This window comes from Microtetraspora sp. NBRC 16547, assembly GCF_030268965.1.
Classification (GTDB): domain Bacteria; phylum Actinomycetota; class Actinomycetes; order Streptosporangiales; family Streptosporangiaceae; genus Microtetraspora.
Map to the genome: position 1 here is coordinate 85,143 of NZ_BSSE01000005.1, position 26,858 is coordinate 112,000.

Consider the following 26,858-nt stretch of genomic DNA (forward strand, 5'->3'; position numbering starts at 1 on the left):
CCCAGCACCGTTCCTCCTCGCCGAGGACACCGCCATCACCGACCCGTCCATCACCCGCCAGATCAAGGAATGACCCGCGTGCGTCTCTCTCCCACCGCATTGCAGCTGCACACGCTCTTGACCGACCCGGCCGCTGACGATCCGTACCCCCGGCCGGATCCGTCCCAGCTCACCGCCTTCGACCTGGGCACGCTCCTGCCGTTCGCCTATCGGGCGCCGGTAGACAGGCACACGGCCATATCGATGAGGTTCGTGGTCGAGGACGCGGCCAGGGAGCGTCAGCCGTCGTTCACGCCGGAGGCGTGCGCCGACCTGTTCCTGGCGCTGGTGGACGGGCTGAAGACGCGCGAATGGTCCGACCTGCCCCTGGCGGCGGCGGCCCTGGCGCGCTGCCCCGGCGGCCCGCCGCTCGCCGATCTCGTCGAGCCCGCGCGGACTCTGGTGCGCTTCCACCTCCACTCCGGCCGTACCGAACATCCCTACGCGCTGCTGGCGGTGGCCGGGATCGCCGGGCTGGACGACGAGGCGGCCGCGGTGCTCACGGACGGCATGGGGCCGATCGCGGCAGGCGAGATCGGCCTGCTCCTCGGCTGGGAGACGGAGCGCCGGGCCCTGCTGGCGGACGTTCTCCAGGAGGAGAGGTCCTACAACTGCCCTCCCCCGCTGCCGGATGCCTGGGAGCGGCTGGCCGCGATCCCGGAGTACACCGCCTTCGCCCGCACGTCGCTGGAGGCAGCCGAAGCCAGGGTCGCCGCGATCCATGCGGGCGAGATTCCGTACCGCGCCGACCGTGCCTTCGACAACGCGGAGAAGGCAGCGCTCGGCCGGGCCGCACGGCTGGCGCTGTGGCGGGACGAGCCGTGGCTGCCCGGCCTGCTCGACCGGCTGCTGCGCGGAGTGGCGGTCGCGCCCACCGCGGCCAAGACCCTGCCCTCCCAGGGCCTGCTGTACGAGATCGCCCGCGCGGCCGAGGAGTTCCCGACCCCCGAGGCGGTCACCGCGCTGCGCGCCGCGCGGGAGGCGACGCGGCACGCGGGGGTGCTCAAACAGCTGGACCGCATGCTCAAGCGGATCGAGCGCGCGCTGGCCGACCGGGTCGAGGTGGCCTTCCGGATGCCGGACCTCGGGTTCGAGCCCGGCGGACGGATTCGGGTGCCCGTCGGCGAGCACACGGCCGTGATCTCCATCGGCGACGACGTCGAGCTGACCTGGTGGCAGGGCGAGAAGCGGCTCAAGGGGGCTCCCGCGGCGGTGCGGCGGGACCACCCGGACGAGGTCAAACGCCTGCGCGAACTGGCCGCGCAGGTCCGGCGGCAGCTGACCACGCTGGTCCGCGCGCTGGAGGCGGGATATCCGGGCGAGGCGGTCCATCCGTACGCGACCTGGCGCGAGCGGCTGGCGGAGCATCCGATCGCCGGAACCGTCGCACGGCGCCTGATCTGGGAGATCGAACTCTCCCCCGGACGCCGGCAGAGCATGCTGGGCGACACCGGGATCGGCGGGATCGAAGGGATCGCCGGAACCGAGCCGCCGCCCGACGCTCCGGTGCGGCTGTGGCATCCGGCCCACGCCTCCCTCGACGACGTGCGTGCCTGGCGCGAGCGGATCACCGAGGAGCGGATCAGGCAGCCGTTCAAGCAGGCGTTCCGCGAGGTCTACCTGCTCACTCCCGCCGAGGAGCGGGCCGGCGTCTATTCCAATCGGTTCGCGGCCCACGTCGTGGACTATCGAAAGCTGTACGCGCAGTTCAAGCAGCGCGGCTGGGCTGCCGACATGCTGGGCCCGTGGGACGGCGGCGACAACGGCGAGGCCCGGCGTGTGCTCACCGGGGGACGCTGGCGGGCGTCGTTCTTCCACGACAACACCGACGGCTCGGGAGAGCACGCCACCACCGATCAGGTCCGGTTCCACCGCAACGCCGACGGCGAATGGCGGCAGGCGGCGCTCGCCGAGGTTCCGCGGCTGGTGTTCAGCGAGGCGATGCGCGACGTGGACCTGTTCGTCGCGGTCACGTCGATCGCCGCCGACCCGGGCTGGGCTGACCGGGGCGCCGACCGCCACCATGAATACTGGCGTTCGGCCGCCTTCGGACCGCTGCCGCCCTCGGCCGAGGTCCGCCGCGACGCGCTGGCCCGCCTGCTGCCCCGTACGGCCATCGCGGACCGCTGCACTCTGACTGACCGCTACCTGGTGGTCCGCGGCGACCTGCGGGCGTACAAGATCCACCTGGGTAGCGCCAACATCCTCATGGATCCCGGTGACGTCTACCTGTGCGTGGTCAGCGCGCCGGGCCAGGCGGCGGACCGGGTGTTCCTTCCGTTCGAGGAGGACGGCCGGCTCGCGCTGATCCTCAGCAAGGCGTTCCTCCTGGCCCGCGACGGCGAGATCGACGATGAGACCATCCTCAGACAGATCAAGGGGTCAACCGCCGGGCGGGCGATCGAGTGATATTTCCCAATAACACCAGAATAAGCAAATTCCCCATTCCCGAAATATCGCAATAACCGGCGGCGGATGACTCCCATTCTGATACGGCGGCGAAATGCGCGGGAAACGCGGCGGAAATGGCGGCTGCCTATCGTCCCGTCATGCGGCTCACTCCACACGAACAGGAACGCCTGCTCATCCACGTCGCCGCGGGGGTCGCCCGCGACCGCAGGGAGAGGGGGCTCCGCCTCAACCACCCCGAGGCCACCGCGATCATCGCGTCCTTCCTGTTGGAGGGCGCGCGGGACGGCCGTAGCGTGGCGGATCTGATGGACGCGGGCCGCAAGGTGCTCCAGCGCCAGGACGTCATGGAGGGCGTCCCCGAGATGCTGGAGTCCGTGCAGATCGAGGCGACCTTCCCTGACGGCACCAAGCTCGTCACCGTCCACCGGCCGATCGCGTGATCCCCGGCGAGATCGTGTACGGCGAGGCGCCCGTTCCGCTCAACCCGGGCAGGGAGCGGATCACGCTGCGGGTCGTCAACACGGCCGACCGGCCGATCCAGGTCGGCTCGCACTACCACTTCGCGGCGGCCAATCCCGGCCTGGAGTTCGACCGGCGGGCCGCCTGGGGCACCCGCCTGGATGTGCCGGCCGGGACCGCGGTCAGGTTCGAGCCCGGCATCGAGCGCGACGTGACGCTCGTCCCCCTGGCGGGCCACCGCGTCGTCCCCGGGTTGCGTCCGGAATGGGCGGGCCCGCTCGACCGTGAGGAGTCCCGATGACCACCGTCGAGCGGGCGCGCTACGCCGCGCTGTACGGTCCCACCACCGGTGACCGGGTGCGCCTGGCCGACACCGACCTGTTCGTCGAGGTGACCGAGGACCTCTCGATGGGTCCCGCCGGCGCGGGCGACGAGGCCGTCTTCGGCGGTGGCAAGGTGATCCGCGAGTCCATGGGACAGGCCCGCGCCACCCGGGCCGAGGGCGCACCCGACCTGGTCATCACCGGCGCGGTGATCCTCGACCACTGGGGCGTCGTGAAGGCCGACATCGGGGTCCGCGACGGGCGGATCTCGGCGATCGGCAAGGCGGGCAACCCCGACGCGATGGACGGCGTCCATCCGGATCTCGTCATCGGTCCGTCAACCGAGATCCTCGCGGGCAACGGCAAGATCGTCACGGCGGGTGCGGTGGACTCCCACGTGCACCTGATCTGCCCGCGACTCCTGGACGAGGCGCTGGCGTCCGGTGTCACGACGGTCATCGGCGGCGGCACGGGGCCCGCGGAGGGCACCAAGGCCACCACGGTCACCGGCACCTGGTACCTCGCCCGGATGCTGGAGTCGCTCGACTCCCATCCGGTCAACGTGGCGCTGCTGGGCAAGGGCAACACGGTCAGCGCCGAGGCCCTGTATGAGCAGCTCCGCGCCGGAGCCTCCGGGTTCAAGCTGCACGAGGACTGGGGTACGACACCCGCCGCGATCGACGCCTGCCTCGGCGTGTGCGAGGCCACGGGGGTGCAGGCGGCGATCCACACCGACACGCTCAACGAGGCCGGGTTCGTCGAGTCGACGCTCGCGGCCGTCGGCGACCGGGTGATCCACGCCTACCACACTGAGGGCGCCGGAGGCGGTCACGCTCCCGACATCATCAAGGTGGCGGGCTGTCGTAACATCCTGCCGTCGTCCACCAACCCGACCCGGCCGCACACCGTCAACACCCACCACGAGCATCTGGACATGCTCATGGTGTGCCACCACCTCAACCCGTCGATTCCCGAGGACCTGGCGTTCGCCGAGTCGCGGATCCGCCCGGCGACGATGGCGGCCGAGGACGTCCTGCACGACATCGGGGCCATCTCGATGATCGGTTCCGACTCCCAGGCCATGGGCCGGGTCGGCGAGACGATCATCCGTGCCTGGCAGACCGCGCACGTCATGAAGAGGCGGCGCGGCGCGCTTCCCGGCGAGTCCGGTACGGCTTCCGCCGGCGGGACCGCGCACCCTGCTGACAACCTCCGCGCCCGCCGATATATCGCGAAATACACGATAAATCCGGCGATAGCGCATGGGCTGGAGGCCGAAGTCGGCTCGGTGGAGACCGGCAAGCTGGCCGACCTGGTGCTCTGGGCCCCCGCGTTCTTCGGCGTGAAGCCGGACCTCGTGCTCAAGGGCGGCGTGATCGCGTACGCCCAGATGGGCGACGCGAACGCCTCGATCCCCACCCCGCAGCCCGTGCTCCCCCGCCCCATGTTCGGCGCCGCCCCCGTGACGGCCGCGGCGACGTCGCTGCACTTCGTGTCCCCGCTCGCCATCGAGGACGGCCTCGCCGACCGGCTCAGGGTCGCCCGCAGACTCGCCCCCGTCTCCGGCGTACGGCGGCGCGGCAAGGAGTCGATGGTGCTCAACGACGCGCTGCCCTCGATCGACGTGAACCCCGACACCTTCGCGGTACGCGTCGACGGGGAGCTCATCGAACCCGCCCCGGCCGAGGTGCTCCCCATGGCCCAGCGTTACTTCCTCTTCTAGCCGGGATCCGCCGCCAGATGTCCGCCGACCAGACGCCCACCCCGGACGCCCGGTGAACGCCGCGCTCCTGCTGCTCGCCGACTCGCGGCTGCCCGCCGGAGGTCACGCCCACTCGGGCGGGGTCGAGGAGGCCGTACGCGCGGGTGCCGTGACCGGCCTCGACGACCTGGCGCGCTTTCTTCGCGGGCGGCTCGCCACGGCCGGCCTGGTCGCCGCCGCGCTCGCCGCCGCCGCCTGCGAACTCGCCTCGACGGCCGCCGACGCGGCCCCCGCGATCCTTCGCTGGCGACGGCTCGACGCCGAGGCGGATGCCCGTACCTCGTCGCCCGCGCAGCGGGAGGCCGCTCGCACCCAGGGGCGGCTCCTGGTCAGGACGGCCCGCCGGATCTGGCCGTCGCCCGCCCTTTCGTCGCTGGCGCGAGCCGTACCCGACGGGGCGCACCATCCGGTCGCGCTCGGCGCGACGGCAGCGGCGGCGGGCTGCGACCCCGGCCAGGCGGCGCTGGCGGCGGCCTACGCGTCGGTGACGGGACCGGCGACGGCGGCCGTCCGGCTCCTCGGCCTGGACCCGGTGACCGTGCACCGGCTGCTCGCCGACCTGGCTCCGTCCCTCAACGAGACCGCATGCGCCGCCTGTACGGCCCCGCACCCCGAGCACGGAGCCGTCGATCCGGACGACGCGTGGACGGCGGACCCGGACTCGCCGTGGGCGGCGTTACCCGCGACGGCCGCGCCCGCGCTCGACCTCCTGGCCGAGAACCAGCTGAGGGCCGCGACCCGGCTCTTCGTCTCCTGACCGGTTCCCGGCCGTTTTCGCTCGTGAAGGCTACGCACAAGGACGGTGACCCGGGTATGGGCGCACACCACGACGACCACCACCACGACCAGCACAGTGACCACGACGGCGACCGGCACGACGCACCGGACGGCCACGGCCGGGCGCTCCGCCTCGGCATCGGGGGCCCGGTCGGCAGCGGCAAGACCGCTCTGGTGGCCGCCCTGTGCCGCAGTCTCGGCCCGTCGATGCGGCTCGGCGTCGTGACGAACGACATCTACACGACCGAGGACGCCGACTTCCTGCGCCGCGCGGGAGTCCTCGACCCCGAACGCATCCTCGCGGTGCAGACCGGCTGCTGCCCGCACACCGCGATCCGTGACGACATCGCGGCCAATCTCGACGCGGTCGAGACCCTGGAGGAGCGGTTCGGACCGCTCGATCTGGTGATCGTGGAGAGCGGAGGCGACAACCTGACCGCCACCTTCAGCCGGGGCCTGGCGGACAGCCAGATCTTCGTGCTCGACGTCTCCGGCGGCGACAAGGTGCCACGCAAGGGCGGCCCCGGCGTCACCACGGCCGACCTGCTCGTGGTCAACAAGACCGACCTCGCTCCCCTCGTGGGCGCGGATCTGGCCGTCATGGCCCGCGACGCGGGAGCCGTACGCGACGGCAGGTCCGTGCTGTTCACCTCGATCAGGGAGGACGGCGGCGCCCACCGCGTCGCCGAATGGGTGTCCGACCTCGTCCACGCCTGGCACCACCGGAACGGCCACGCCCACACCCATGACCACGCATATGACCATGCCCATGACCATGCGGAAGGACAGGGCCCGGACCGTCGACCGCGCATGACATCCTCTTCGAGGCCGCGACCCGGAGGCTCCACACCGAAGGAGCTCCGATGACGGCGCCCTCCCCCGACGCCCGGTCGTCGGTCCGGGCGCGTGCGGCGATCAGGACGGAGTCCGGCCCCGGAGGCGGCACCCGGCTGGACACGCTGCGGTCGGACCCGCCGCTGACCCTCCGGCAGACCGGACCCGACGTGGTCCACCTCGTCTCCACGGCGGCCGGGCCTCTGGGAGGTGACCACCTGGCGCTGGACATCGACGTCGCGCCCGGCACCACACTGGACGTCCGTTCGATCGCGAGCACGCTGGTCCTGCCCGGCCCCTTCGCGGGCGACTCCGTCATGGTCGTCAACGCCCGGGTCGGCGCGGGCGCCTCGCTGCGCTTCGCCCCTGAGCCGACCGTGCTGGCGGCGGGCTCCTCGCACCGCGTCGCCGTACGGCTCTCGCTCTCCCGCGACGCCGCCGTGTTCTGGCGGGAGGAGATCGTCTTCGGCCGATACGGCGAGCAGCCCGGCCGATGCCGGTCCCGGTTCGACGCCGTCGTGGACGGATCGCCGCTGCTCCGCCAGGAACTCGTCGTCGGCGACCCGGCGACCGACGGCAGCCCGGCCGTGTACGGCACCGCCCGCTGCGTGGGAAGCACCCTCATCACCGGGTACGGAGCCACGGGATCCGGCGGGGACGCCGCCGCGCGGCGCGAACCCTCGGAACACGCGGCGCGGCGGGCCATGCTGGGGGACGGTTGTGCGGTGCTCCCATTGGCCGGGCCGGGCGTCCTGGTGTCGGCCCTGGCCGATGACGCCGTCCAGCTACGCGTACGCCTCGAATGGGGCGAAGCGCTCGCCGTGCCGTTCTGCCGCGAATCCCCCACGGCACCGTCTTAGGTCGTGTCTGACCACCCGCTCACACGCGACGGGCCCTATGACGGCGGGCTCCATGACGACGGAAGCTCCCCGCCGCGGCTCGCGAGCCGTAGCCTGGTGATCGTGGCTGACCTCACCCCGTCCCCGCAGGGATTTCCGGCCAGGAGCGGCGGGGGGACACTGCTCTCCCTGGCCGTGATCGTCATCGGCCTGGCGCTCGCCGTCACCGCGATACTGCCCTGGGCCGGGGTGACGGCGGAGTTCGGCCTCGTGGGCACCGAGCTGACCCACTCGATCCGGGGCATCGACAAGGGGCCGGGCTGGTTCGTCCTGGGCGCGGGCATCGCGGCCACCCTGCTTGGCGTCCTGGGAGTGACGCGAAGCCGGCTGTTCACGGGGTTCGCGATCCTGCCCGCGGCCGTGGCGGCGCTCGCGCTCGCCGTGTTCCTGAGCGACCCGCAGAACTGGGACGACCGGCTGACTTTCCGGATCCCCGGGCTGGTGGACGTCCACCCGACCATCCAGTACGGCTGGTTCGCGGCCCTGCTGGCCTCCATCGTGGTCGCCGCCCTGTCCGCCGCCGCCCTCATCCGCCGAGGCTGACAGGCACGGAGACTGCACGGCGACCGAGGAGTCGTCACCGTGGTGCCATTGACCACGAACACCACGCGGATCCTGCCGTTCCAAGTGCTGCTGAGAGCCGCCGAATGCGGCCTCCCCGTCGACTCGAAGGCGCAGGCCGAGCAGGTGAGGTCCGTGACGACCGGCCGGATCCGCGAGCGGATCTGCCGCCTTTCTCCCGATTCCCTCGGACGACTCGACAATGCGCTCCGCCTCCACCTCTCCCTCTGAGCCGGACCGGGAAGGCGCCTTCACCGCTTCTGCGATCCTGCCCGGAGGGATCTCGGGACGCGTTCGGGCGACCTGCGTCAGGAGCCGCCGCGATGCCCGGGAACCCGGGGCTCAGTCGTAGAAGCCGAGGCGGCGGAGCTGCTTGGGATCGCGCTGCCACTCCTTGGCCACCTTGATCCGCAGGTCGAGATAGACGCGGGTGCCGAGCATGGCCTCGATCTGCTTGCGCGCCCGGGTGCCGACGTCCTTGAGCCTGGCGCCTCCGGGACCGATCACGATCGCCTTCTGCGAGGGCCGCTCGACGTACATGAAGGCGTAGATGTCGAGGAGGTCGTCCCGGCCCTCACGCGGGGTCATCTCCTCCACCACGACCGCGATCGAGTGCGGCAGCTCGTCACGAACGCCTTCCAGCGCCGCCTCGCGGATCAGCTCCGCGACGAGGACCTGCTCGGGCTCGTCGGTCAGCTCTCCTCCGGCGTACAGGGGCGGGGACTCGGGCAGCCGCGCGGTCAGCAGGTCGGCGAGCACGTCGAGCTGCTCCCCACTCTCGGCGGAAACCGGGATGATCTCCTCGAAGGCCGCCAGGGACGAGACCGCGAGGAGCTGCTCGGCGATCTGCTGGCGGGTGGCCAGGTCGCACTTGGTCACCACGGCGATGAGCGGCGTCTTCTTGAGCGCACCGAGCTTCTCGGCGATGAACCTGTCGCCCTTGCCGATCGGCTCGTTGGCCGGCACGCAGAAGCCGATCACGTCGACCTCGGTCAGCGTGGACAGCACGAGGCTGTCGAGCCGCTCGCCGAGCAGCGTGCGCGGCCGGTGCAGGCCGGGGGTGTCCACGATGACGAGCTGGGAGTCGGGCCGGTGCACGATCCCGCGAATGGCCCGGCGCGTGGTCTGCGGCTTGGACGAGGTGATGGCGACCTTCGTGCCGACCAGCGCGTTCATCAGCGTGGACTTGCCCACATTCGGCCGCCCGACGAAGCAGGCGAAACCGGCGCGGAATTCAGAAGTGCTCACGTCAGATGTACCGGCCCTTCACGACACCGTCAGGCCCGGCCAGGAAGATGATCGCGTTGCCGAGGTCCTCGACGACGGCGATATCCTTCTCGCCCGGCTCATCCGCCTCGCTGACCAGGGCCACCGACTCCAGAGACGCCGCCCCGCTGGAGACCGCCATCGCCACCGCGACCTGCGTCGCGGACAGTTCGAGCGAGGGCAGCGCGACGTTCGTCGCCACGTAGGTGCGCCCCGTCTCGTCCCGCACGGCGGCGCCCTCGGCGGAGCCGTTACGGGCGCGGGCCGACCTGGCCAAGGTAATGATCTTGAGGTCTTCAGGGTCCAGTGTCTCTGTCACAGGTCAAGGGTACTGACCCTTCCGGCCAGCACCCTGGCCAGTTCCTTGGTGCCCTTCGGGTCCAGCGGCCTGACGCCCCCATGAAGGAGAGTGATCAGCGCGTTGCCCTTCCTCGCCACCACGAGGTGCATCTCGTACGGATAACCGCCGACCCGGCCCCTGAACCGCCGCGCCTCGGCCGCGTCGCCCACGTCCGGGATCGAGAGGTTCGACGCGCGCAGGCGGTTCCCCTTTCCCGCGCCTCCGGCGGCGGCGACGCGGCAGCCCCGCATGGTCCGCTCCATCCGGTCGAGTTCCCCGTCGGCGGCGTCCTCCCCGTACACCGCGAGCCCGACGGCCGCCGCCTCACCCAGGTGATCGCCTTCGTAGGTGGTCGCGGCCCCGGCCAGGAGGCCGTTCCCGGGCGGCCTGCCCGCCACCGCGTCGAACAGCACGCGGCAGTCGCCATCCTTGGCACGGAACGGCGGACGCCACCGCTCACGCTGCCGGTCGGAGAAGCCCTGAGGCATGTCCTCGATGCCGCTCAGCAGCACCTTCAACCGCCCGGAGTCGAGCGCGGCCCGCTGTTCATTGTTCGCGTCGGCGCCGCATCCCGCCAGCGCGGCCAGCAGGCAGGAGGCCGCGCAGATAGCACCGCCGATGATCCGCATTCCGGTGTCCCCCGTTCCCCGGCGGGTCCGGAAGATCCCCGCCGACGGCTTTCTTCCCCGTCACCAAAAGCCGCAATCACCCTCAGTAATCAACATGGGCCTCTCACCCGATCAAGTCGGGTGAGAGGCCCACAGATTCCCCCGTAACGAAGGTGGGCCGGTGCGCCGCGAACCCCTCCCGGCGCGCCGGTTGTTCCCCTCTGAACGCCCTGAACCCCCCTGGCGTCTGAAGCGATCGTCGCCCACCCCACTTGAAGACGACTTGCGAACCGCTTGCGGGTGGCCGGTTCGACGGCGACGTCCCAGTGCCCGGCGACGAGCTCGGCCTCGGGGATACAGATGGGGCAGTCCCGTACGGCAGAAGCCGGAGTCCCGGCCTGCCGGGAGATCAGTCCAGTTCCGCCCGGGCCGTGACGGTCCCCTCCTCGGCCTGCTCAACCCGGCGCACCACCACGGTGCTGATCCGGTTACGGCGGCCGGATAGGCTCTCCGCGGTCAGCCGCAGCCCGTCGACGATGGCCTCGGAGCCGGCGATCGGCACCCGGCCCAGCGCGTGCGCGAGCAGCCCGCCGACGGTGTCGACGTCCTCAACCTCGATCTCGACGTCGAACAGCTCGCCCAGTTCGTCGACCGGCAACCGCGCCGTGACCCGGACGGAACCGTCGTCCAGCCACTCGACCGGGGGGATCTCCTGGTCGTACTCGTCGGTGATCTCCCCGACGATCTCCTCGATCACGTCCTCGATCGTGACCAGGCCGGCGGTGCCGCCGTACTCGTCGATCACGATGGCGAGGTGGATCTGCCGCGCCTGCATCTCGCGCAGCAGGTCGTCGATCGGCTTGCTGTCCGGCACGAACGTCGCGGGACGCATCAGCTCCTGCACCCGGGCGGCGCCGTCGCCGGTCTCCTGCATCCTCCGGACGATGTCCTTCAGGTAGGCGATGCCCACGACGTCGTCCTCGTTCTCACCGGTCACGGGGATGCGGGAGAAGCCGCTGCGCAGCGCCAGCGAGAGCGCCTGGCTGAGGGTCTTGTGCCGCTCGATGATGACCATGTCCGTGCGCGGGACCATGACCTCGCGGACCAGCGTGTCGCCCAGCTCGAAGACGGAGTGGATCATCTCGCGCTCGTCCGGCTCGATGACCCGGCGCTCCTCCGCGAGATCGACCAGGTCGCGCAGCTCGGCCTCGGAGGTGAACGGTCCCTCGCGGAACCCCTTGCCGGGCGTCAGCGCGTTGCCCAGCAGGATCAGCAGCTTGGGCAGCGGGCCGAAGATCCGGGTCAGGCCGTACACGACGGGCGCGCTCGCGAGCGCGATCCGGTCGGCGTGCTGGCGGCCGAGCGTACGCGGCGAGACCCCGACGATGACGTAGCTGACCAGGACCATCACGACCGCCGCCGCGGCGTAGGCCTGACCCCTGTCACCGAGCCAGTCGATGAACAGGAGCGTCGCGATCACGGTCGCGCCCAGCTCGCAGATCAGCCGCAGCAGGAGGAGCAGGTTGAGGTAGCGCGGCGGGTCGGCGACGATCGCCTGCAGGCGCCCGGCACCGCGCCGACCATCCTTGACGAACTCCTCGGCGCGCACCCGCGAGATGCGCGCCAGCGCCGTCTCCGCGCTCGCGAGCAGGCCGCCGACCACGATCAGGACGACGACGGAGAACAACCAGCCGTTCATCGGTCGCTCACCGCTTCCCGCGTGCCTCCCGCCACGACTCGAGCAGCTCGCCCTGGAGCCCGAACATCTCGGCGTGCTCCTCCGGTTCGGCGTGGTCGTAGCCGAGCAGGTGCAGGATCCCGTGGGTGCAGAGCAACTCCAGCTCGTCCTGCGTGCCGTGCCCCGCCTCGGCCGCCTGCCTGGCGGCCACCTGCGGGCAGAGCACCACGTCACCGAGGAGCGCCGGATCCGGTGAGGCGTCCTCGTCGCGGCCCCCGCCGTGGCCCGGGCGCAGCTCGTCCATCGGGAAGGCGAGCACGTCTGTGGGGCCGGGCTCACCCATCCACTGCTCGTGCAGCTCGGCCATCGCCGGCTCGTCGACGATCAGGATGGACAGCTCAGCGAGGGGGTTGATCCCCATCCGGCCCAGGACGTGACCGGCCAGCTCCGCGAACACCGCCTCGTCGACCTCGACACCCGACTCGTTGGCGACCTCGACACTCACCGGTTCTCCTCGCTCCGCGGCCCGCACAGGATGCGCGGGCCGCGCCGTTCCGTTCTCTTGTTCATCGTCTCCCCCGGTGACGCTTGTCGATCGTCCGCGACTCCGACGCCATGGCCGCGTCGTACTTGCCGTACGCGTCGACGATGTCGCTCACCAGCCGGTGCCGGACCACGTCAGCGCTGGTCAGTGTGCTGAAGTGGATGTCGTCGATGCCGTGGAGGATGTTCTGGACGACCTTGAGGCCGCTGTCCTGCCCTCCGGGAAGGTCGATCTGGGTCACGTCGCCGGTGACGACGATCTTCGAGTTGAACCCCAGCCGGGTCAGGAACATCTTCATCTGCTCGGGCGAGGTGTTCTGCGCCTCGTCGAGGATGATGAACGCGTCGTTCAGCGTGCGACCCCGCATGTACGCCAAGGGGGCGACCTCGATCGTGCCCGCCGACATCAGCCGAGGGATCGACTCGGGGTCGAGCATGTCGTGCAGCGCGTCGTAGAGCGGCCGCAGATAGGGATCGATCTTCTCGAAGAGAGTGCCGGGCAGGAAGCCCAGCCGCTCCCCCGCCTCGACCGCGGGCCGCGTCAGGATGATGCGGTTGACGTGCTTGTTCTGCAGGGCCTTCACGGCCTTGGCCATCGCGAGGTATGTCTTGCCGGTGCCGGCGGGGCCGATGCCGAACACGATCGTGTGCTTGTCGATCGCGTCGACGTATCGCTTCTGGCCGACCGTCTTGGGGCGGATCGTCCGCCCGCGCGCGGAGAGGATGTCCAGGGACAGCACCTCGGCGGGCCGGTCGGTGGCCATTCGCAGCATCGCGATGCTGCGCTCGACGGAGTCGGGGGTCAGCTCGGTGCCGGAGCCGACGAGCTCCACCAGCTCCTCGAAGAGCCGCACGACGACGCCGCTCTCCTCCGGGGAACCGGTGATGGTGATCTCGTTGCCGCGCACGTGAATGTCGGCGCGGAAGGCCTTCTCGATGACCCGCAGCAACTCGTCTCGCGAGCCGAGCAGGCTGATCATCGCCTGTCCCTCGGGGATGAGGACCTTGGCCTGGGTTTTGTTGGTGGTCTGTGACTCGGACATGGGCGGCCGTTACGGCCTGCTCGCCTCCCTAGTTACCTACGGTCATGCTATCCGCTAGGGAGCCTCTGGTGGATGCCGCCCGTCGCGGGCGCGGATCCAGACGGATGCGCTGCGAGGAGGAGAAGATAGGAGAGGTCGAAGCTGAGTCTCCGGCCGGCATTCCCGGACCCGCGGAACCCCCGAGCCTGCGAGGAGTTTCCGCGGGTGGGTCGACAACGCGGCGAGGCGACGCTGCCGCCTGCCCGCGAATGATCCGATTTTCGGACTAGCCGGGAGGCCATGTCAGGCCGCGGCCGCCCAGCACGTGCGCGTGGACGTGGAGCACGGTCTGGCCCGCTCCCTCGCCCGTGTTGAACACGACGCGATATCCGGAGCCGGAGACGCCCTCCTGAAGGGCCACATCGTGGCATGCTTTGAGCACGTCGTCGGCGAGGCCGTCGTCCGCCTGGGCGAGCGCCGCGGCATTCTCGTGATGTGACTTGGGGACGACCAGGACGTGCGTGGGCGCTTGCGGATTGATGTCGCGGAACGCCAGCGCTCGCTCGGTCTCCAGGACGATGTCGGCGGGGATCTCCCTGGCCACGATCTTGCAGAACAGGCAGTCGGTCACGATCGAGAAGCGTAGCCGTTGCCAATCAGTGATGCCGTTGAAAGATCCCCCGGATAGTGTGAATGTGCGACACTGCACCGACAAAAACACCCCTAGTGTCGGGCGAGGACACAACTGGGTCATGCCCCCTAATGATTCGGAAGAGCGTAAACCCCCCGGGGAGGACGAGCGTCCTACTGACGTGACCACCGAGACCCTCGTGGCCGACAGGTCGCTGGGGGCGGTGCCCGTCGGATGGGACGCCGACATGGCCGTGACCGCGCTGTACAGCGCGCACTATCGGTCGCTTGTGCGTCTCGCCGTGCTGCTGGTCAGAGACGTGGCCAGCGCGGAGGAAGTCGTGCAGGACGCGTTCGTCGCCATCCATGGGGCCTGGCGACGCCTGCGGGACACCGACAAGGCACTCGCCTACCTGCGCCAATCGGTCGTCAACCGATCGCGCTCTGTGTTACGTCATCGCGCCGTCGTGGAGAAGTACGCCCCGAAGGGGCTTCCCGACGCGCCGAGCGCCGAGAGCGGCGCGATCGGCGAGCTCGAGCGATCGGCGGTCATCGAGGCGCTGCGCCACCTGCCGACACGACAGCGCGAGGCACTGGTCCTGCGTTACTACGGTGACCTCTCCGAGGCCGAGATCGCACACGCGATGGGCATCAGCAAGGGCGCGGTGAAGAGTCACACGGCCCGCGGCATGGCCGCCCTACGGATGGCACTGGAGCAGTTCTCATGACCTTCCCCACCGACGACGAGCACGGCGAGTTCCTGCGCCGCGCCATGCGGGCGGAGGCGGACTCGGTCGTACCCTCGCCCGAAGGGCTCGACATCATCCGGCGCCGCATCGACGAGCGCGGCGCCCGCGGGCTGCGCGGCCTCTTCTGGTGGCGCGTGGGCGCCTCGGTGGCCGGTGCCGCGCTGGTGGCGAGCACGGTCGTGATGCTCATTCCCGACCTGCGCACCCAGGTGATGCACAGCACGGTGTCCAACACGGGCGACGACTCGCGGCTCACGGACACCTCCTCCGTCCAGCGCCCTCAGAACCACATCCCGGCGCCGGCCGTCACCAACCCGCCGCCCCGGGGCCAGGTCTCGTCCGTGGAGACACCGAGGGCCAGCAACCCTCCGGCGAAGCCGTCGCCGTCCCCGAGCGACCCCTGCGCCACCCCGGCGATGCCGGACAAGGTGATCGAGCCGGACGCGGCGGGCTCCCCGATGTGCCCCACGGCGGAGACGCCGACGCCGTCGGCCAGCCCGTCCGTCGGTCCCACCCCGACCCGTACGCCGAGCGGCTGTTCCGGCAGGCAGTGCGAGACGCCCACGCCGAAGCCGTCGCCCACGCCGACGCCCACCCCGTCAGCGAGCGACGTGGTCACTCCGGAAGCCGTAACCGAGTCGCCCGCGCCGTAGCGCGGGCCCGGAGCAATCAGCGCGGATCAATCGGCCCGGATCAATCGGCGCGGATCACCAGCGGCCGCAACGTGACAGCAGCACGGCCGCGGCGGCCACCCCCGCCGTCGAGGTGCGCAGCACCGTCGGCCCCAGCAGGGCGGGTACGGCTCCCGCCGCCCGGAAGGCGGCGATCTCCTCGTCCGTGATGCCGCCCTCGGGGCCGACGACCACGACGACGTCCCCGTCGTCCGGGAGCGCCAGTCCGCTCAGGGCCTGGGCGGCCTCCTCGTGCAGCACGACCGCCAGCGCGGCCCCGGCGAGCAGCTCGGCCACCTGGGCGGTGGTCGCCTGCTCCGCCACCTCGGGGAGATGGAAACGGCGGGCCTGCTTCCCCGCCTCCCGCGCGGTGCTCCGCCAGCGGGCGAGGGCCTTGGCCGCGCGGTCGCCCTTCCACTGGGTGACGCAGCGGGCCGCGGCCCACGGCACGAGCATGTCGACGCCGGCCTCGGTCATCATCTCGACCGCGAGCTCTCCCCTGTCGCCCTTCGGCAGTCCCTGGACCACGACGAGGCGCGGCCGGGCCGCCTCCACGTCGTACCGCCGGAGAACCTCGGCGGTGAGGGAGTCCTTGGCCACCTCGCGGACCACGCACTCGGCGACCCGGCCGGCGCCGTCCGTCAGGTCGATCCGCTCTCCCGGGCGCAGCCTCCGGACGGCGGCCGCGTGCCGCCCCTCGGGGCCGTCCAGCAGGACGCGGCCGCCATGGGCACCGGGCAGGACGCCGGACAGGTCGGCGAGGAACACGGGAACGGTCATGACGTCCTCAACGCGTGATCACGGCGTCAGCGGCCGTTGAACGCGTCCCTCAGCCGCGAGAAGAAGCCCTGCTGTCCCGGGGAGAACTTCCCGGGCGGCCGCTCCTCACCGCGCAGCTTGGCCAGCTCCTTGAGCAGCTCCTCCTGCTGCGCGTCGAGCTTCAGGGGCGTCTCGACGTTCACGTGGATGAGCAGGTCGCCCCTGCCGGTCTCGTTGAGGCGCTGGATGCCCTTGCCGTAGAGGGGGATGACCTGGCCGGCCTGGGTGCCGGGCCGTACGTCGATCTCCTCGGTGCCGTCCAGGGTCTCGACCGAGAGGGAGGTGCCCAGCGCGGCGGCGGTCATCGGGATCTGGACCGTGCAGTGCAGGTCGTCGCCGCGCCGCTCGAAGATCTGGTGCGGGCGCTCGGCGATCTCCAGGAAGAGGTCGCCGGGCGGGCCGCCGCCGGGACCGACCTCGCCCTCGCCGGCGAGCTGGATGTGCGTGCCGTCCTCGACGCCCGCGGGGATGCGGACCTTGATCGTACGGCGGGTGCGGACCCGGCCCTCGCCGGAACACTCCAGGCAGGGGTTGCGGATGACGCTGCCGTAGCCGCCACACTGGGGGCACGGCCGCGAGGTCATCACCTGGCCGAGGAACGACCGGGTGACCTGCGACACCTCGCCTCGGCCGTGGCACATGTCGCAGGTGTCGGGATGGGTGCCCGCGGCGGCGCCGGAGCCGTGGCACACCTCGCACAGCACGGCCGTGTCGACCACGATCTCTCGGGTGGTGCCGAACGCGGTCTCCGCCATGTCGAGCTCGACCCGAATGGTCGCGTTGCGTCCGCGCCTGGCCCGGGAACGCGGGCCGCGCGAGCCTCCGGCGGTGCCGAAGAAGGCGTCCATGATGTCGCTGAACGGGAACCCCGCGCCGAACCCACCGGCCCCGGCGCCCGCGCCGGAGCTGAACGGATCGGCTCCGAGGTCGTACATCTGGCGCTTGTTGGTGTCGGACAGGACCTCGTAGGCCTGCGTGATGTCCTTGAACCGCTCCTGGGTCTCAGGATCCGGATTGACGTCCGGGTGCAGCTCCCGGGCAAGTCGGCGATATGCCTTCTTGATCTCTTCCTGGCTGGCGTCCCGCCGCACCCCGAGGGTGGCGTAATAGTCCTTGGCCACTTATGACCCCGCCAGGATCTGGCCGACGTAACGCGCGACAGCGCGCACCGCACCCATCGTCACCGGATAGTCCATTCGCGTCGGGCCCAGCACTCCCAGCCGGGCCAGTTCCTTGTCGCCCGCACCGTATCCCGCGGCCACGATAGAGGTGCCGCGAAGTCCGGTGTACGGGTTCTCGGAGCCGATCCTGACGGTCAGCCCCGGCAGGTTGTCGGTCTCGCCGAGCAGCCGCATCAGCACGACCTGCTCCTCCAGCGCCTCCAGCACCTCACGGAGGCCCACGCTGAAGTCGGCGGCCGCCAGGTTCGCGGCACCGGCAAAAACGATCTTCTCTTCGTGCCGCTCGACCAGGGTCTCCAGCAGCACCGACAGGATGGTGGCGGCCACCGGCCTGTCCTCGACGGGCAGCCGATCGGGAAGCTCCGCGACCGTCTCCGGCACGCTGGACAGGCCGCAGCCGTCCAGGCACGCGTTCAGCACGGCCCGCAGATGAGCGATGCGGTCGTCCGCGACGGTCTCGGGCAGCTCGATCACACGCTGCTCGACCCGGCCGGTGTTGGTGATCAGCACCAGCATGACGCGCCGCTCCGCCAGCGGCACGATCTCCACGTGACGGACCGCCGACCGGGTCAGCGAGGGGTACTGCACGACGGCGACCTGCCGGGTGAGCTGCGCCAGCAGCCGGACCGTCCGCATGACGATCTCGTCCAGGTCCACGGCGCCGGCGAGGAAGGTCTCGATCGCCCGGCGTTCCGCCGCGGACAACGGCTTGACGTGGGAAAGGCGGTCGACGAACAGGCGGTAGCCCTTGTCCGTCGGCACCCGTCCCGCGCTGGTGTGCGGCTGCTGGATGTACCCCTGCTCCTCGAGCGCCGCCATGTCGTTTCTGACAGTGGCCGGCGAGACGCCGAGGTTGTGCCGCTCGGCCAGGGCCTTGGACCCGACCGGCTCGTTGGTGGACACGTAGTCCTCGACGATGGCACGAAGCACGGCCAGCTTGCGTTCGTCGAGCAAAGTGTCACCTCCCTGTGCATCGGGAAACACAGACTCTGGCACTCCATGTTCCCGAGTGCCAAGTGTACGGCTACCGCCCACAGGGTGCGATAACACCGATCGGGCCGAAGCGACAAGCCGGGCGCAATCTGCTCACAAGTGGCAACCCCTATGGTCCGACCATGACCGACAATCAGAACCCCTTCCCCGATGACGCCCGGGGCCCTTCCCGGCCGTATGCCCAGGCCACGCCGTACGCGCAGGAACCTTCGCGCACGCAGGGCACACCGTACCCGCAGGGCGCGTACGGCACGCCGCCACCTCCGGGACCCGTGCGGCCCAGGATTCTGTGGATCGTGCTGGCGTGGGTGCTCTTCCTCGTCCTCCTCGTCGTGGGCGTGGCCGGCTTCGCGGGCGGGCTGACCTCGACCATCAAGGACGCCGCTTCGATCACGACGTTCGAGTCCGGCAAGAGCGTGAGCGTCGAGCTCGACCCGAAGGACAAGCCGGCGATCTACGCCTCGTCCGATCAGCGGGCCGACATCAGCTGCGAGGTGGCGGGCGCTCCCGGCCTGGACGTCAAGCTCACCCGGCCGAGCACCTCCCAGACCTTCACGTACGGCGACACCACATGGGAGATGGTCTTCCAGATCGGCACCCCCGCCGCGGGCACGTACCAGGTCTCCTGCGAGGGCGAGGGCGTCACGTTCGGCGTCGGCAAGGAGATCATCGGGAGCGTCGGCAAGCTGGTCGGCGGCGCGATCGCGATGGTGGCCCTTCCGATCCTCGGCTTCCTGGTCGCCGTCATCGTCACCATCGTCGTGCTGGTCCGGCGCGGCGGCGCCCGTAAAAGGGCGATGCGCTGACCCGCCGCGACGCTTGTCCACAGCCTGCGCCGGAGGCCACCGCGCGGATGGCCGATTTTGCTAGCGTTCCCGGCATGTATGGGCAGGACGTGCTTTCCGGAGACTGGCGGCGGCCCGGGCGGGGCAAGATCCCGGAGGTGCCCGCGGAGCCGGATCTCGTGGTCGAGGACGCCGAGGGGCGCTTCTGCGGCGCGGTCGTCGCCTGCGACAAGGAGGCCGTCACCCTGGAGGACCGGTTCGGGCGGCGGCGCGTCTTCCCGCTCGCGCCCGCCGGGTTCCTCCTGGAGGGCAAGCCGGTGACACTCGTCCGTCCGTCCGAGGCGCCGCGCGGGCACCGGCGCAGCGCCTCCGGCTCGATCGCCGTCGAGGGGCTGCGCGCGCGGGTCGCCAGGGAGAGCCGGATCTACGTGGAGGGCGTCCACGACGCCTCCCTCGTGGAGAAGATCTGGGGGCACGACCTGCGGGTCGAGGGGGTCGTCGTCGAGTTCCTCGAAGGTGTCGACGACCTGCCCGCGATCGTCGAGGAGTTCGCCCCGGGGCCGGACCGGCGGCTCGGCGTGCTGGTCGACCATCTCGTCCCCGGATCCAAGGAGAGCCGCATCGCCTCCCAGGTGTCCGGCGCGGACGTGCTGATCGTCGGCCATCCGTACGTGGACATCTGGCAGGCGGTCAAGCCATCCGTCCTCGGCATACCGTCCTGGCCGACCGTGCCGCGGGAGATCCCGTGGAAGGAGGGCGTGATCGCCGCGCTCGGCTGGCGGATGGACCCCTCGGACGCCTGGCGGCACATCCTGGGCCGCGTGACGGCGTACACCGACCTGGAGCCGGAGCTTCTCGGCCGGGTCGAAGAACTGATCGACTTCGTCACGGATCCCGGCCTGGACGGCTGACGGCCGGTCACAGCGAACCAACCGGTCGCGTGCAGGTCGACGCGAGCCGTCGAGAGCAGGTCGAAAGCATCGGAAAGCGGCAAGCCACCGCTTGGGCCGAGGCTAGGGAGTGTTTCGTGGATCTTTGCCGTAGCGAGGATCGGCCAGATGGATGCCGCGCAAGGCGGAGGAGGAGGTCGGAGCGGAGCCTCCGGCCGACACTCCCGGGCCCCGCGGAAAGTCCGAGCTTGCGAGGAGTTTTCGTGGGTGGGGCGACAACGCCGCGAGGCGCCATCTGGGCGACCGCAGTAGGCCAAAAAGATCCACGAAACACGACCTAATAGGGTCGAATGAAAGACAACGCATAGGGAGGTCGCATGGCTGGCGATCCACGCGGGCCGTACGGAGGCGAGGACACTCCGGAGCACGGAACTCCCGATCAGGGCACTCCGGAGCACGGAACTCCCGATCAGGGCACTCCGGGATACGGCGGGCCCGGTTACGGAGGGCCGGGTCATGGCGTCCCCGGCTCTGGAACCCCGGATTACGGAGCACAGGGTTACGGGACGCCCGGCTATGGCACGCCGGGGTACGGGGGGACGCCCGGCTACGGAGCCCCGGGTTACGGCAGTCCCGGTTACAACAGTCCCGGTTACGGCGGTCCCGGTTACGGCGGTCCCGGTTACGGCCCGGCCGGGCCATACGTGCCCGGGCAGTACGGCCCGCGCCCCGGCACCGACGACACCAACATGGCGATGCTGGCCCACCTGGCCGGCCTGGGGAACCTCATCGCCTGGCCGCTGGGCTCGGTCGGCTCGCTGGTGATCTACCTGACGCGCAAGGACCAGTCACCGTACGTCCGGGACCAGGCAGCGGAGGCGCTGAACTTCTGGATCACCGCCACGATCGCCTTCTTCACGGTGACCGTGGTGTCGTTCATCCTGTCCTTCGTTCTGATCGGGTTCATCGGGTTCCTGCTGATCCCGGTCATCTGGATCTACACGCTCGTGATGGGGATCATGGGCTCGATGGCGGCCAACCGAGGTGAGAACTACCGCTACCCGATGACGATCCGCCTCATCAGCTGATCAGGACAGGTCGCGGATCAGGGCGTCCGCGAGGAGTCGGCCCCGCAGCGTCAGCACGGCGCGGCCTCGCTTGAACGGTTCCACGTCGAGCAGGCCGTCGGCCAGCGCTCTGGCGCAGGCCGCGCGGGCCGACGGCCGAAGATCGGCGAGCGGGAACCCGGTCGCGAGGCGGAGTTCCAGCATCAGCCGTTCGACAACCCGGTCGCCCGCCGTCAGCTCCTCGCGCGCGTACCCGGGGGACTCGCCCGCCGCAAGCCGGGCCGCGTACGACGCCGGATGCTTGACGTTCCACCACCGGGTGCCGCCCACATGGCTGTGCGCGCCCGGCCCGACGCCCCACCAGTCGCCGCCGGTCCAGTAGAGCAGGTTGTGGCGGCAGCGCGCCTCGTCGGAGACCGCCCAGTTGGAGACCTCGTACCAGCGGAACCCGGCGGAGGTGAGCATCTCCTCGGCGATGAGGTAGCGGTCGGCGGCCACGTCGTCGTCCGGCATCGGCAGCTCGCCGCGCCGGATCCTGGCAGCCAGCCGGGTGCCCTCCTCGACGATCAGGGAGTACGCCGAGACGTGATCGGGACCGGCGGCCAGCGCGGCATCGAGCGAGGCCCGCCAGTCGTCGTCGGTCTCGCCCGGGGTGGAGTAGATCAGGTCCAGGTTGACGTGTTCGAACCCCGCCTTCCGGGCCTCCTGTACGGCTCCCGCGGCCCGACCCGGGGTGTGACGGCGGTCGAGCACGGCGAGGACGTGCTCGCGGGCGCTCTGCATGCCGAAGCTCATCCGGGTGAAGCCGCCGTTCCGCAGGACCTCCAGGGACTCCTGGGTGACGGATTCGGGGTTGGCCTCTGTGGTGACCTCGGCTCCTGCGGCCAGGCCGAACTCCTCGTCGATGACGTGGAGGACGCGGACCAGGTCCTCCGGCGGGAGCAGGGTCGGCGTGCCTCCGCCGACGAACACGGTCTCCACGGGCAGCGCGGTGTCGCCGAGGACGCGCCGTGCGAGCCGTACCTCCTCGATGGCGGTCGAGGCGTAGTCCCGCTGGGACGCGCCCGGCCCGAGCTCGGCCGCGGTGTACGTGTTGAAGTCGCAGTAGCCGCACCGCGTCACACAGAACGGCACGTGCACGTAGAAACCGAACGGGCGGGACCCGAGACCGTCGAGAGCGCTCGCGGGCAACGCGCCGGATGCGGGGACCGGGTCGCCGTCGGGAAGAACGGAAGGCACACCACCAGTCTGCCGGTATCCGACCGATGCCCTTGACCGCACCCGCACCCGCGCCGACCCGGGGCCGGCGCACGAGACGACCGGCCGGCCAGGCCCGGGACCGGGACTCACGTCCGGGAACCGTCACCCGCCCCCCGGCTGGGGCGGGATGACGGGGCCCGCGAGCGAGGCCAGCTCCAGGAGCGGGACGAGGACGGCCTGGCGCGGATCCTCCACCGCGCCGCCTGGCGGCTGGAAGCAGGTGACGGCCGCGTCGAGCACCGCGGCGATCACCGTCGAGTCCGGGAAGGGGATCTCGACCCCGACGGTGCCATCGGCGTCGGGTGGGGAGTCGCCGGTATGGAGCCGAAGGATCCGCTGCGTCTCCACGGCCATCGCCACGCCGAGCATCGCGGCGCGCATGAACCGCTCGGCGGCGTGAGCATCTGCGATCATTTCCGACCTCCGAATCGCACAGGCGTTCGACTCAGAAGGTACGTGAGGCGACCGACAATTCCCGGCGCGTCAGGGGTTCCGGCCACCCTGGGCGCTCGTGTCCGTCGGCGAGGTCGGCGAGTTCGTCAACGGCCGGCGGTCCAAGCGCACAGCAACCGCACCGCAGTTGCGGCATAGCTGCGGCGCGGCCGCGCCGCAGCCATGCCGGGAGCGCCGTAACCGCCCCGACTACTTGCCCGGCTACTTCTTCGGCTTGTCCGCCGACGACGTCTCGGTCGAAAGGGCGGCCACGAACGCCTCCTGGGGAACCTCGACGCGGCCGACCATCTTCATCCGCTTCTTGCCTTCCTTCTGCTTCTCCAGCAGCTTGCGCTTACGGCTGATGTCGCCGCCGTAGCACTTGGCGAGAACGTCCTTGCGGATGGCGCGGATGTTCTCGCGGGCGATGACGCGGGCGCCGATGGCGGCCTGGATGGGAACCTCGAACTGCTGCCTCGGGATGAGGTCCCTGAGCTTCTTGGCCATCTCGACGCCGTAGGCGTAGGCCTTCTCGCGGTGAACGATGGCGCTGAAGGCGTCCACAGCCTCGCCCTGCAGGAGGATGTCGACCTTGACCAGGTCGGCGGACTGCTCGCCGGAGGGCTCGTAATCGAGGGAGGCGTAGCCGCGGGTCTTCGACTTGAGCTGGTCGAAGAAGTCGAAGATGATCTCGCCGAGCGGCAACGTGTAGCGGATCTCGACCCGGTCCTCGGACAGGTAGTCCATGCCCAGGAGGGCGCCGCGCCGTCCCTGGCAGAGCTCCATGATCGCCCCGATGAACTCGGCGGGGGCGAGCAGCGTGGCCTTGACCACCGGCTCGTGGATCTCGGCGATCTTGCCTTCGGGGAACTCGGACGGGTTGGTGACGACCAGCTCGCGGCCGTCCTCCATCATCACGCGATAGATCACGTTGGGCGCGGTGGAGATGAGCGAGAGGTTGAACTCGCGCTCCAGCCGCTCGCGGACGATCTCCATGTGGAGCAGGCCGAGGAAGCCGCACCGGAAGCCGAAGCCGAGCGCGGCCGAGGTCTCGGGCTCGTAGACGAGGGCGGCGTCGTTGAGCCGCAACTTGTCAAGGGCCTCGCGCAGCTCGGGGTAGTCGTCGCCGTCGATCGGATAGAGCCCGGAGTAGACCATGGGCTTGGGGTGCTCGTAGCCGCCGAGCGCCTCCGCAGCGGCCCTGGACGCGCTGGTGACGGTGTCACCGACCCGGGACTGGCGGACGTCCTTCACGCCGGTGATGAGGTAGCCCACCTCGCCGACGCCAAGGCCGGCGGACGGCATGGGCTCGGGCGAGATGACGCCGATCTCCAGGAGCTCGTGCTGGGCGCCGGTGGACATCATGAGCAGCCGCTCGCGCTTGGAGAGCTGGCCGTCCACGACGCGTACGTACGTGACGACGCCGCGGTAGGTGTCGTAGACCGAGTCGAAGATCAGCGCGCGGGCGGGCGCGTCGGCGACGCCGACAGGCGCGGGGATGGTCGCCACGACGTGGTCGAGCAGCTCCTCGACGCCGACGCCGGTCTTGCCGGACACACGCAGCACGTCGGACGGGTCGCAGCCGATGAGGCCGGCCAGCTCCTCGGCGTACTTGTCCGGCTGGGCGGCGGGCAGGTCGATCTTGTTGAGGACCGGGATGATGTGCAGGTCGGCGTTCATGGCCATGTAGAGGTTGGCCAGCGTCTGGGCCTCGATGCCCTGGGCCGCGTCGACGAGCAGGATCGCGCCCTCGCACGCCTCGAGCGAGCGGGACACCTCGTAGGAGAAGTCGACGTGGCCGGGCGTGTCGATCATGTTGAGCACATGACCCTTCCACGGGAGCCGCACGGCCTGCGACTTGATCGTGATGCCACGCTCACGCTCGATGTCCATGCGGTCGAGGTACTGCGCGCGCATGGAGCGGTCGTCGACCACACCGGTGAGCTGCAGCATCCGGTCGGCGAGGGTTGACTTGCCATGGTCGATGTGCGCGATGATGCAGAAGTTGCGGATCAACGCGGGGTCGGTCTGGCCAGGCTGAGTGCGCACCGAGGTCCGTTTCAACAGGGTTTGTGACTACGATCGACGGATCGGGCCGCGCCGTCGCCGGCTCAGCCTTCTCTCCCGTCATCGGCTGGCGAACCAGCCACCCTCCATGGTGGCATGTCCGGATGCTTGCCTTGACCATCACCAAGCGGGTGATCAGGTGGACCGCGATCGTCCTGGCCGTACTGATCGCCGCCGCACTGGTCGCCGCGGCGGCGTTACGCCTCCAGTTCACCGGCTCTTCGGCCGCGTGGGCGCGGAGCACGGGAAACGACGCCATCTGGATGGGACACGCGTGGGTGGACGGCCGCCGCACCGCCGCCGACGTCGACGCGTTCGCCGCCCGGCTGGGCTCCGTCAAAGACGTGTACGTACACAGCGGCCCGTTCGCCTACGACGGCACCCTGGATCCCGACAAATACCCCAATGCTGGCAATTTCTTGAAATGGTGGAAAAAGCGACACCCGGGGGTAAGGGTGTCCGCCTGGCTGGGGCAGCGCCTCGACCCCGGATTCCTTGATCTGAGCGACCCGGCGACCCGGACCCGCGTCGTCGCCGGCGCCAAGGCCCTCGTCGATCTGGGCTACGACGGCATCCACTACGACTTCGAGCCGGTCCCCGACGGCGATCAGGACTTCCTCGACGTGCTGCGCGAGACCCGCAAGGTCATCGGCTCGCGTCCGCTGTCGGTCGCCACCCAGCAGATCGAGCCGCTGCCGGGCGCCGCACTCCCGGCCCGGCTGGCCATCGGGCACGAGAAGTACTGGAGCCGGGACTACTTCCGCCGGGTGACCGACCTCACCGACCAGGTCGCGATCATGACGTACGACTCCTGGACCTTCCTCCCCTCCCTCTACGGCGGCCACGTCGTACGGCAGGCGAAGATCGCGCTCGGCATCGTGCCCGAGGACAAGACGCTCCTCATCGGCGCCCCCGCATACCACGACCATGTCGGCGACCACGCCGAGAGCGTCGCGACGGCGGCGGAGGGCACCCGCCTGGCCCTGACGGAACACGGCCGCCGCACGAAGGTGGGGCTGGCGATGTACGTCGACTTCGCGGCCACGGAGGAGGACTGGCGAGAATACGACGCGTCCTGGGTCAGGCCGCACGCCTGACGGCGCCGGTCCGGGTTAGGATGGCGGTGCAGGTGACCACGCGATCGCTCGATTTGAGCGACATCGCGAGCTGTTGGTACCCTGTTCAACTGCGTGTGGCGCGCCCTCTCTCGAGCCCGCGCGCCCCATCCGACCAAGACTCACACCGAGGCTTTCTTCGTGGCGAACATCAAGTCCCAGATCAAGCGCAACCGGCAGAACGAGAAGGCCCGGCTGCGCAACAAGGCTGTCAAGTCGTCCCTGAAGACGGCGGTCCGCAAGTTCCGCGAGGCCGCTGACGAGGGCGACGTCGAGGCGACCCTGGCCGCCCTGCACACCGCGAGCCGTCAGCTCGACAAGGCCGTCAGCAAGGGCGTCATCCACAGGAACCAGGCCGCCAACCGCAAGTCGGCGATCGCCAAGCGCGCCGCCGCCCTGCAGGCCGCCAAGTAGCCCACTCCGTTGCCCGCTTCGTCGCGGGCACGCGGATGTGTCGCGCCGCATCCCCTCCCCGGGGGTGCGGCGTTTCGGCGCTTTCATCCCCTTTCTCGCATTCCTCTGGCTCCTCACGCGTTTCCGCGTACTGTCGCGTCTCCCGCCCGATAAGACCGGAAAGCCGGACTACTCCCCGGTTTCCGGCATTCTCCCGCGTTATCGCGGTTTTCGGGCGCGCGCGCTTATAGCAGAGAATTGTGCACCTTCTAGTCGTGAAATG

At 70.3% G+C, this 26,858-nt stretch carries 29 protein-coding genes; 16 read left to right on the top strand and 13 right to left on the bottom strand.

What is annotated here, in order from left to right; translation table 11 throughout:
* Nucleotides 1-78: 78 nt before the first annotated feature.
* From QSK17_RS09825 to QSK17_RS09865, 9 genes are all read left to right on the top strand, one after another.
* On the top strand, nt 79-2,448 hold the full coding sequence (locus QSK17_RS09825; RefSeq protein ID WP_285704255.1) for a DUF4132 domain-containing protein: 2,370 nt from the start codon (nt 79-81) through the stop codon (nt 2,446-2,448).
* Between the two features lie 140 nt (nt 2,449-2,588).
* Nucleotides 2,589-2,891: an urease subunit gamma gene (locus tag QSK17_RS09830; RefSeq protein ID WP_285704257.1), complete on the top strand. Its 303-nt coding sequence runs from the start codon at nt 2,589-2,591 to the stop codon at nt 2,889-2,891.
* Nucleotides 2,888-3,211 carry an urease subunit beta gene (locus QSK17_RS09835; protein WP_285704258.1) on the top strand — a complete coding sequence of 108 codons (324 nt, stop codon included), beginning with the start codon at nt 2,888-2,890 and terminating at the stop codon, nt 3,209-3,211. The genes QSK17_RS09830 and QSK17_RS09835 overlap by 4 nt, the downstream gene beginning before the upstream one ends.
* Nucleotides 3,208-4,956 (top strand): urease subunit alpha, encoded by a 1,749-nt coding sequence (locus QSK17_RS09840; protein ID WP_285704259.1) that lies wholly within the window; start codon nt 3,208-3,210, stop codon nt 4,954-4,956. Before QSK17_RS09835 ends, QSK17_RS09840 begins: the two co-directional genes overlap by 4 nt.
* 52 nt (nt 4,957-5,008) lie before the next feature.
* On the top strand, nt 5,009-5,752 hold the full coding sequence (locus tag QSK17_RS09845; protein WP_285704260.1) for an urease accessory protein UreF: 744 nt from the start codon (nt 5,009-5,011) through the stop codon (nt 5,750-5,752).
* Between the two features lie 56 nt (nt 5,753-5,808).
* Nucleotides 5,809-6,639 (top strand): urease accessory protein UreG, encoded by an 831-nt coding sequence (gene ureG / locus QSK17_RS09850; protein WP_285704261.1) that lies wholly within the window; start codon nt 5,809-5,811, stop codon nt 6,637-6,639.
* Nucleotides 6,636-7,466, top strand: coding sequence for an urease accessory protein UreD (locus QSK17_RS09855; RefSeq protein ID WP_285704262.1), 831 nt, complete (start codon nt 6,636-6,638; stop codon nt 7,464-7,466). Before ureG ends, QSK17_RS09855 begins: the two co-directional genes overlap by 4 nt.
* A 102-nt stretch (nt 7,467-7,568) precedes the next feature.
* The gene (locus QSK17_RS09860; RefSeq protein WP_285704263.1) at nt 7,569-8,048 is read left to right on the top strand and encodes a hypothetical protein; all 480 of its coding nucleotides are present in this window, start codon (nt 7,569-7,571) and stop codon (nt 8,046-8,048) included.
* A gap of 12 nt (nt 8,049-8,060) precedes the next feature.
* Entirely contained in the window at nt 8,061-8,297 is a 237-nt protein-coding gene (locus tag QSK17_RS09865) for a type II toxin-antitoxin system PemK/MazF family toxin (protein ID WP_285704519.1), read from the top strand.
* Between the two features lie 111 nt (nt 8,298-8,408).
* Here the strand turns inward: QSK17_RS09865 and era are convergent, their stop codons facing one another.
* From era to QSK17_RS09900, 7 genes are all read right to left on the bottom strand, one after another.
* Nucleotides 8,409-9,314, bottom strand: coding sequence for a GTPase Era (gene era, locus QSK17_RS09870; protein ID WP_285704264.1), 906 nt, complete (start codon nt 9,312-9,314; stop codon nt 8,409-8,411).
* A 1-nt stretch (nt 9,315) separates the two neighbouring features.
* The gene (locus QSK17_RS09875; RefSeq protein WP_285704265.1) at nt 9,316-9,651 is read right to left on the bottom strand and encodes a cytidine deaminase-like protein; all 336 of its coding nucleotides are present in this window, start codon (nt 9,649-9,651) and stop codon (nt 9,316-9,318) included.
* Entirely contained in the window at nt 9,648-10,301 is a 654-nt protein-coding gene (locus tag QSK17_RS09880; protein ID WP_285704266.1) for a hypothetical protein, read from the bottom strand. Before QSK17_RS09880 ends, QSK17_RS09875 begins: the two co-directional genes overlap by 4 nt.
* A gap of 388 nt (nt 10,302-10,689) precedes the next feature.
* On the bottom strand, nt 10,690-11,979 hold the full coding sequence (locus QSK17_RS09885) for a hemolysin family protein (RefSeq protein ID WP_285704267.1): 1,290 nt from the start codon (nt 11,977-11,979) through the stop codon (nt 10,690-10,692).
* Nucleotides 11,980-11,986: 7 nt separating this feature from the next.
* Entirely contained in the window at nt 11,987-12,463 is a 477-nt protein-coding gene (gene ybeY, locus QSK17_RS09890) for an rRNA maturation RNase YbeY (RefSeq protein ID WP_285704268.1), read from the bottom strand.
* A 61-nt stretch (nt 12,464-12,524) separates the two neighbouring features.
* Entirely contained in the window at nt 12,525-13,544 is a 1,020-nt protein-coding gene (locus QSK17_RS09895; protein WP_285704269.1) for a PhoH family protein, read from the bottom strand.
* 265 nt (nt 13,545-13,809) lie between these two features.
* Entirely contained in the window at nt 13,810-14,154 is a 345-nt protein-coding gene (locus QSK17_RS09900; RefSeq protein WP_285704270.1) for a histidine triad nucleotide-binding protein, read from the bottom strand.
* Between the two features lie 247 nt (nt 14,155-14,401).
* On the opposite strand from QSK17_RS09900, the gene QSK17_RS09905 reads away from it, so the two are divergent.
* Together QSK17_RS09905 and QSK17_RS09910 are read left to right on the top strand one after the other, a co-directional pair.
* On the top strand, nt 14,402-14,881 hold the full coding sequence (locus tag QSK17_RS09905) for a SigE family RNA polymerase sigma factor (RefSeq protein ID WP_285704521.1): 480 nt from the start codon (nt 14,402-14,404) through the stop codon (nt 14,879-14,881).
* Complete coding sequence (locus QSK17_RS09910; RefSeq protein ID WP_285704271.1) at nt 14,878-15,555, top strand: hypothetical protein; 678 nt, start codon at nt 14,878-14,880, stop codon at nt 15,553-15,555. The genes QSK17_RS09905 and QSK17_RS09910 overlap by 4 nt, the downstream gene beginning before the upstream one ends.
* Before the next feature lie 54 nt (nt 15,556-15,609).
* Here the strand turns inward: QSK17_RS09910 and QSK17_RS09915 are convergent, their stop codons facing one another.
* Genes QSK17_RS09915 through hrcA form a run of 3 tightly spaced genes read right to left on the bottom strand, consistent with a single transcriptional unit; the run spans nt 15,610 to nt 18,527 of the window.
* Nucleotides 15,610-16,353, bottom strand: a complete 744-nt coding sequence (locus tag QSK17_RS09915) for a 16S rRNA (uracil(1498)-N(3))-methyltransferase (protein ID WP_285704272.1) — start codon at nt 16,351-16,353, stop codon at nt 15,610-15,612.
* A 26-nt stretch (nt 16,354-16,379) separates the two neighbouring features.
* Nucleotides 16,380-17,513: a molecular chaperone DnaJ gene (gene dnaJ, locus QSK17_RS09920; RefSeq protein ID WP_285704273.1), complete on the bottom strand. Its 1,134-nt coding sequence runs from the start codon at nt 17,511-17,513 to the stop codon at nt 16,380-16,382.
* Entirely contained in the window at nt 17,514-18,527 is a 1,014-nt protein-coding gene (hrcA, locus tag QSK17_RS09925) for a heat-inducible transcriptional repressor HrcA (protein ID WP_285704274.1), read from the bottom strand.
* Nucleotides 18,528-18,688: 161 nt separating this feature from the next.
* Here hrcA and QSK17_RS09930 point away from each other — a divergent pair, with 161 nt between their 5' ends.
* The 3 genes from QSK17_RS09930 (at nt 18,689) to QSK17_RS09940 (ending at nt 21,329) form a co-directional block, all read left to right on the top strand.
* Complete coding sequence (locus QSK17_RS09930) at nt 18,689-19,372, top strand: hypothetical protein (protein ID WP_285704275.1); 684 nt, start codon at nt 18,689-18,691, stop codon at nt 19,370-19,372.
* A 74-nt stretch (nt 19,373-19,446) separates the two neighbouring features.
* On the top strand, nt 19,447-20,262 hold the full coding sequence (locus QSK17_RS09935) for a DUF3097 domain-containing protein (RefSeq protein WP_285704276.1): 816 nt from the start codon (nt 19,447-19,449) through the stop codon (nt 20,260-20,262).
* A gap of 356 nt (nt 20,263-20,618) precedes the next feature.
* Nucleotides 20,619-21,329, top strand: a complete 711-nt coding sequence (locus QSK17_RS09940) for a DUF4870 domain-containing protein (RefSeq protein WP_285704277.1) — start codon at nt 20,619-20,621, stop codon at nt 21,327-21,329.
* Here QSK17_RS09940 and hemW read toward each other — a convergent pair whose 3' ends face one another.
* The 3 genes from hemW to lepA all read right to left on the bottom strand — a co-directional run bounded on the left by hemW (nt 21,330) and on the right by lepA (nt 25,049).
* A complete protein-coding gene (gene hemW, locus QSK17_RS09945) occupies nt 21,330-22,547 on the bottom strand; it encodes a radical SAM family heme chaperone HemW (protein WP_285704278.1) in 1,218 nt (405 codons plus the stop codon). It lies immediately after the preceding gene.
* A 123-nt stretch (nt 22,548-22,670) separates the two neighbouring features.
* On the bottom strand, nt 22,671-22,982 hold the full coding sequence (locus tag QSK17_RS09950) for a hypothetical protein (RefSeq protein WP_285704279.1): 312 nt from the start codon (nt 22,980-22,982) through the stop codon (nt 22,671-22,673).
* A gap of 240 nt (nt 22,983-23,222) precedes the next feature.
* Entirely contained in the window at nt 23,223-25,049 is a 1,827-nt protein-coding gene (gene lepA / locus QSK17_RS09955; protein ID WP_285704280.1) for a translation elongation factor 4, read from the bottom strand.
* Nucleotides 25,050-25,171: 122 nt separating this feature from the next.
* Here lepA and QSK17_RS09960 point away from each other — a divergent pair, with 122 nt between their 5' ends.
* Both QSK17_RS09960 and rpsT read left to right on the top strand, forming a co-directional pair.
* Nucleotides 25,172-26,164 (top strand): glycoside hydrolase family 18 protein, encoded by a 993-nt coding sequence (locus tag QSK17_RS09960; RefSeq protein WP_285704281.1) that lies wholly within the window; start codon nt 25,172-25,174, stop codon nt 26,162-26,164.
* Nucleotides 26,165-26,323: 159 nt separating this feature from the next.
* Nucleotides 26,324-26,596, top strand: coding sequence for a 30S ribosomal protein S20 (rpsT, locus tag QSK17_RS09965; protein WP_285704282.1), 273 nt, complete (start codon nt 26,324-26,326; stop codon nt 26,594-26,596).
* Nucleotides 26,597-26,858 lie beyond the last annotated feature (262 nt).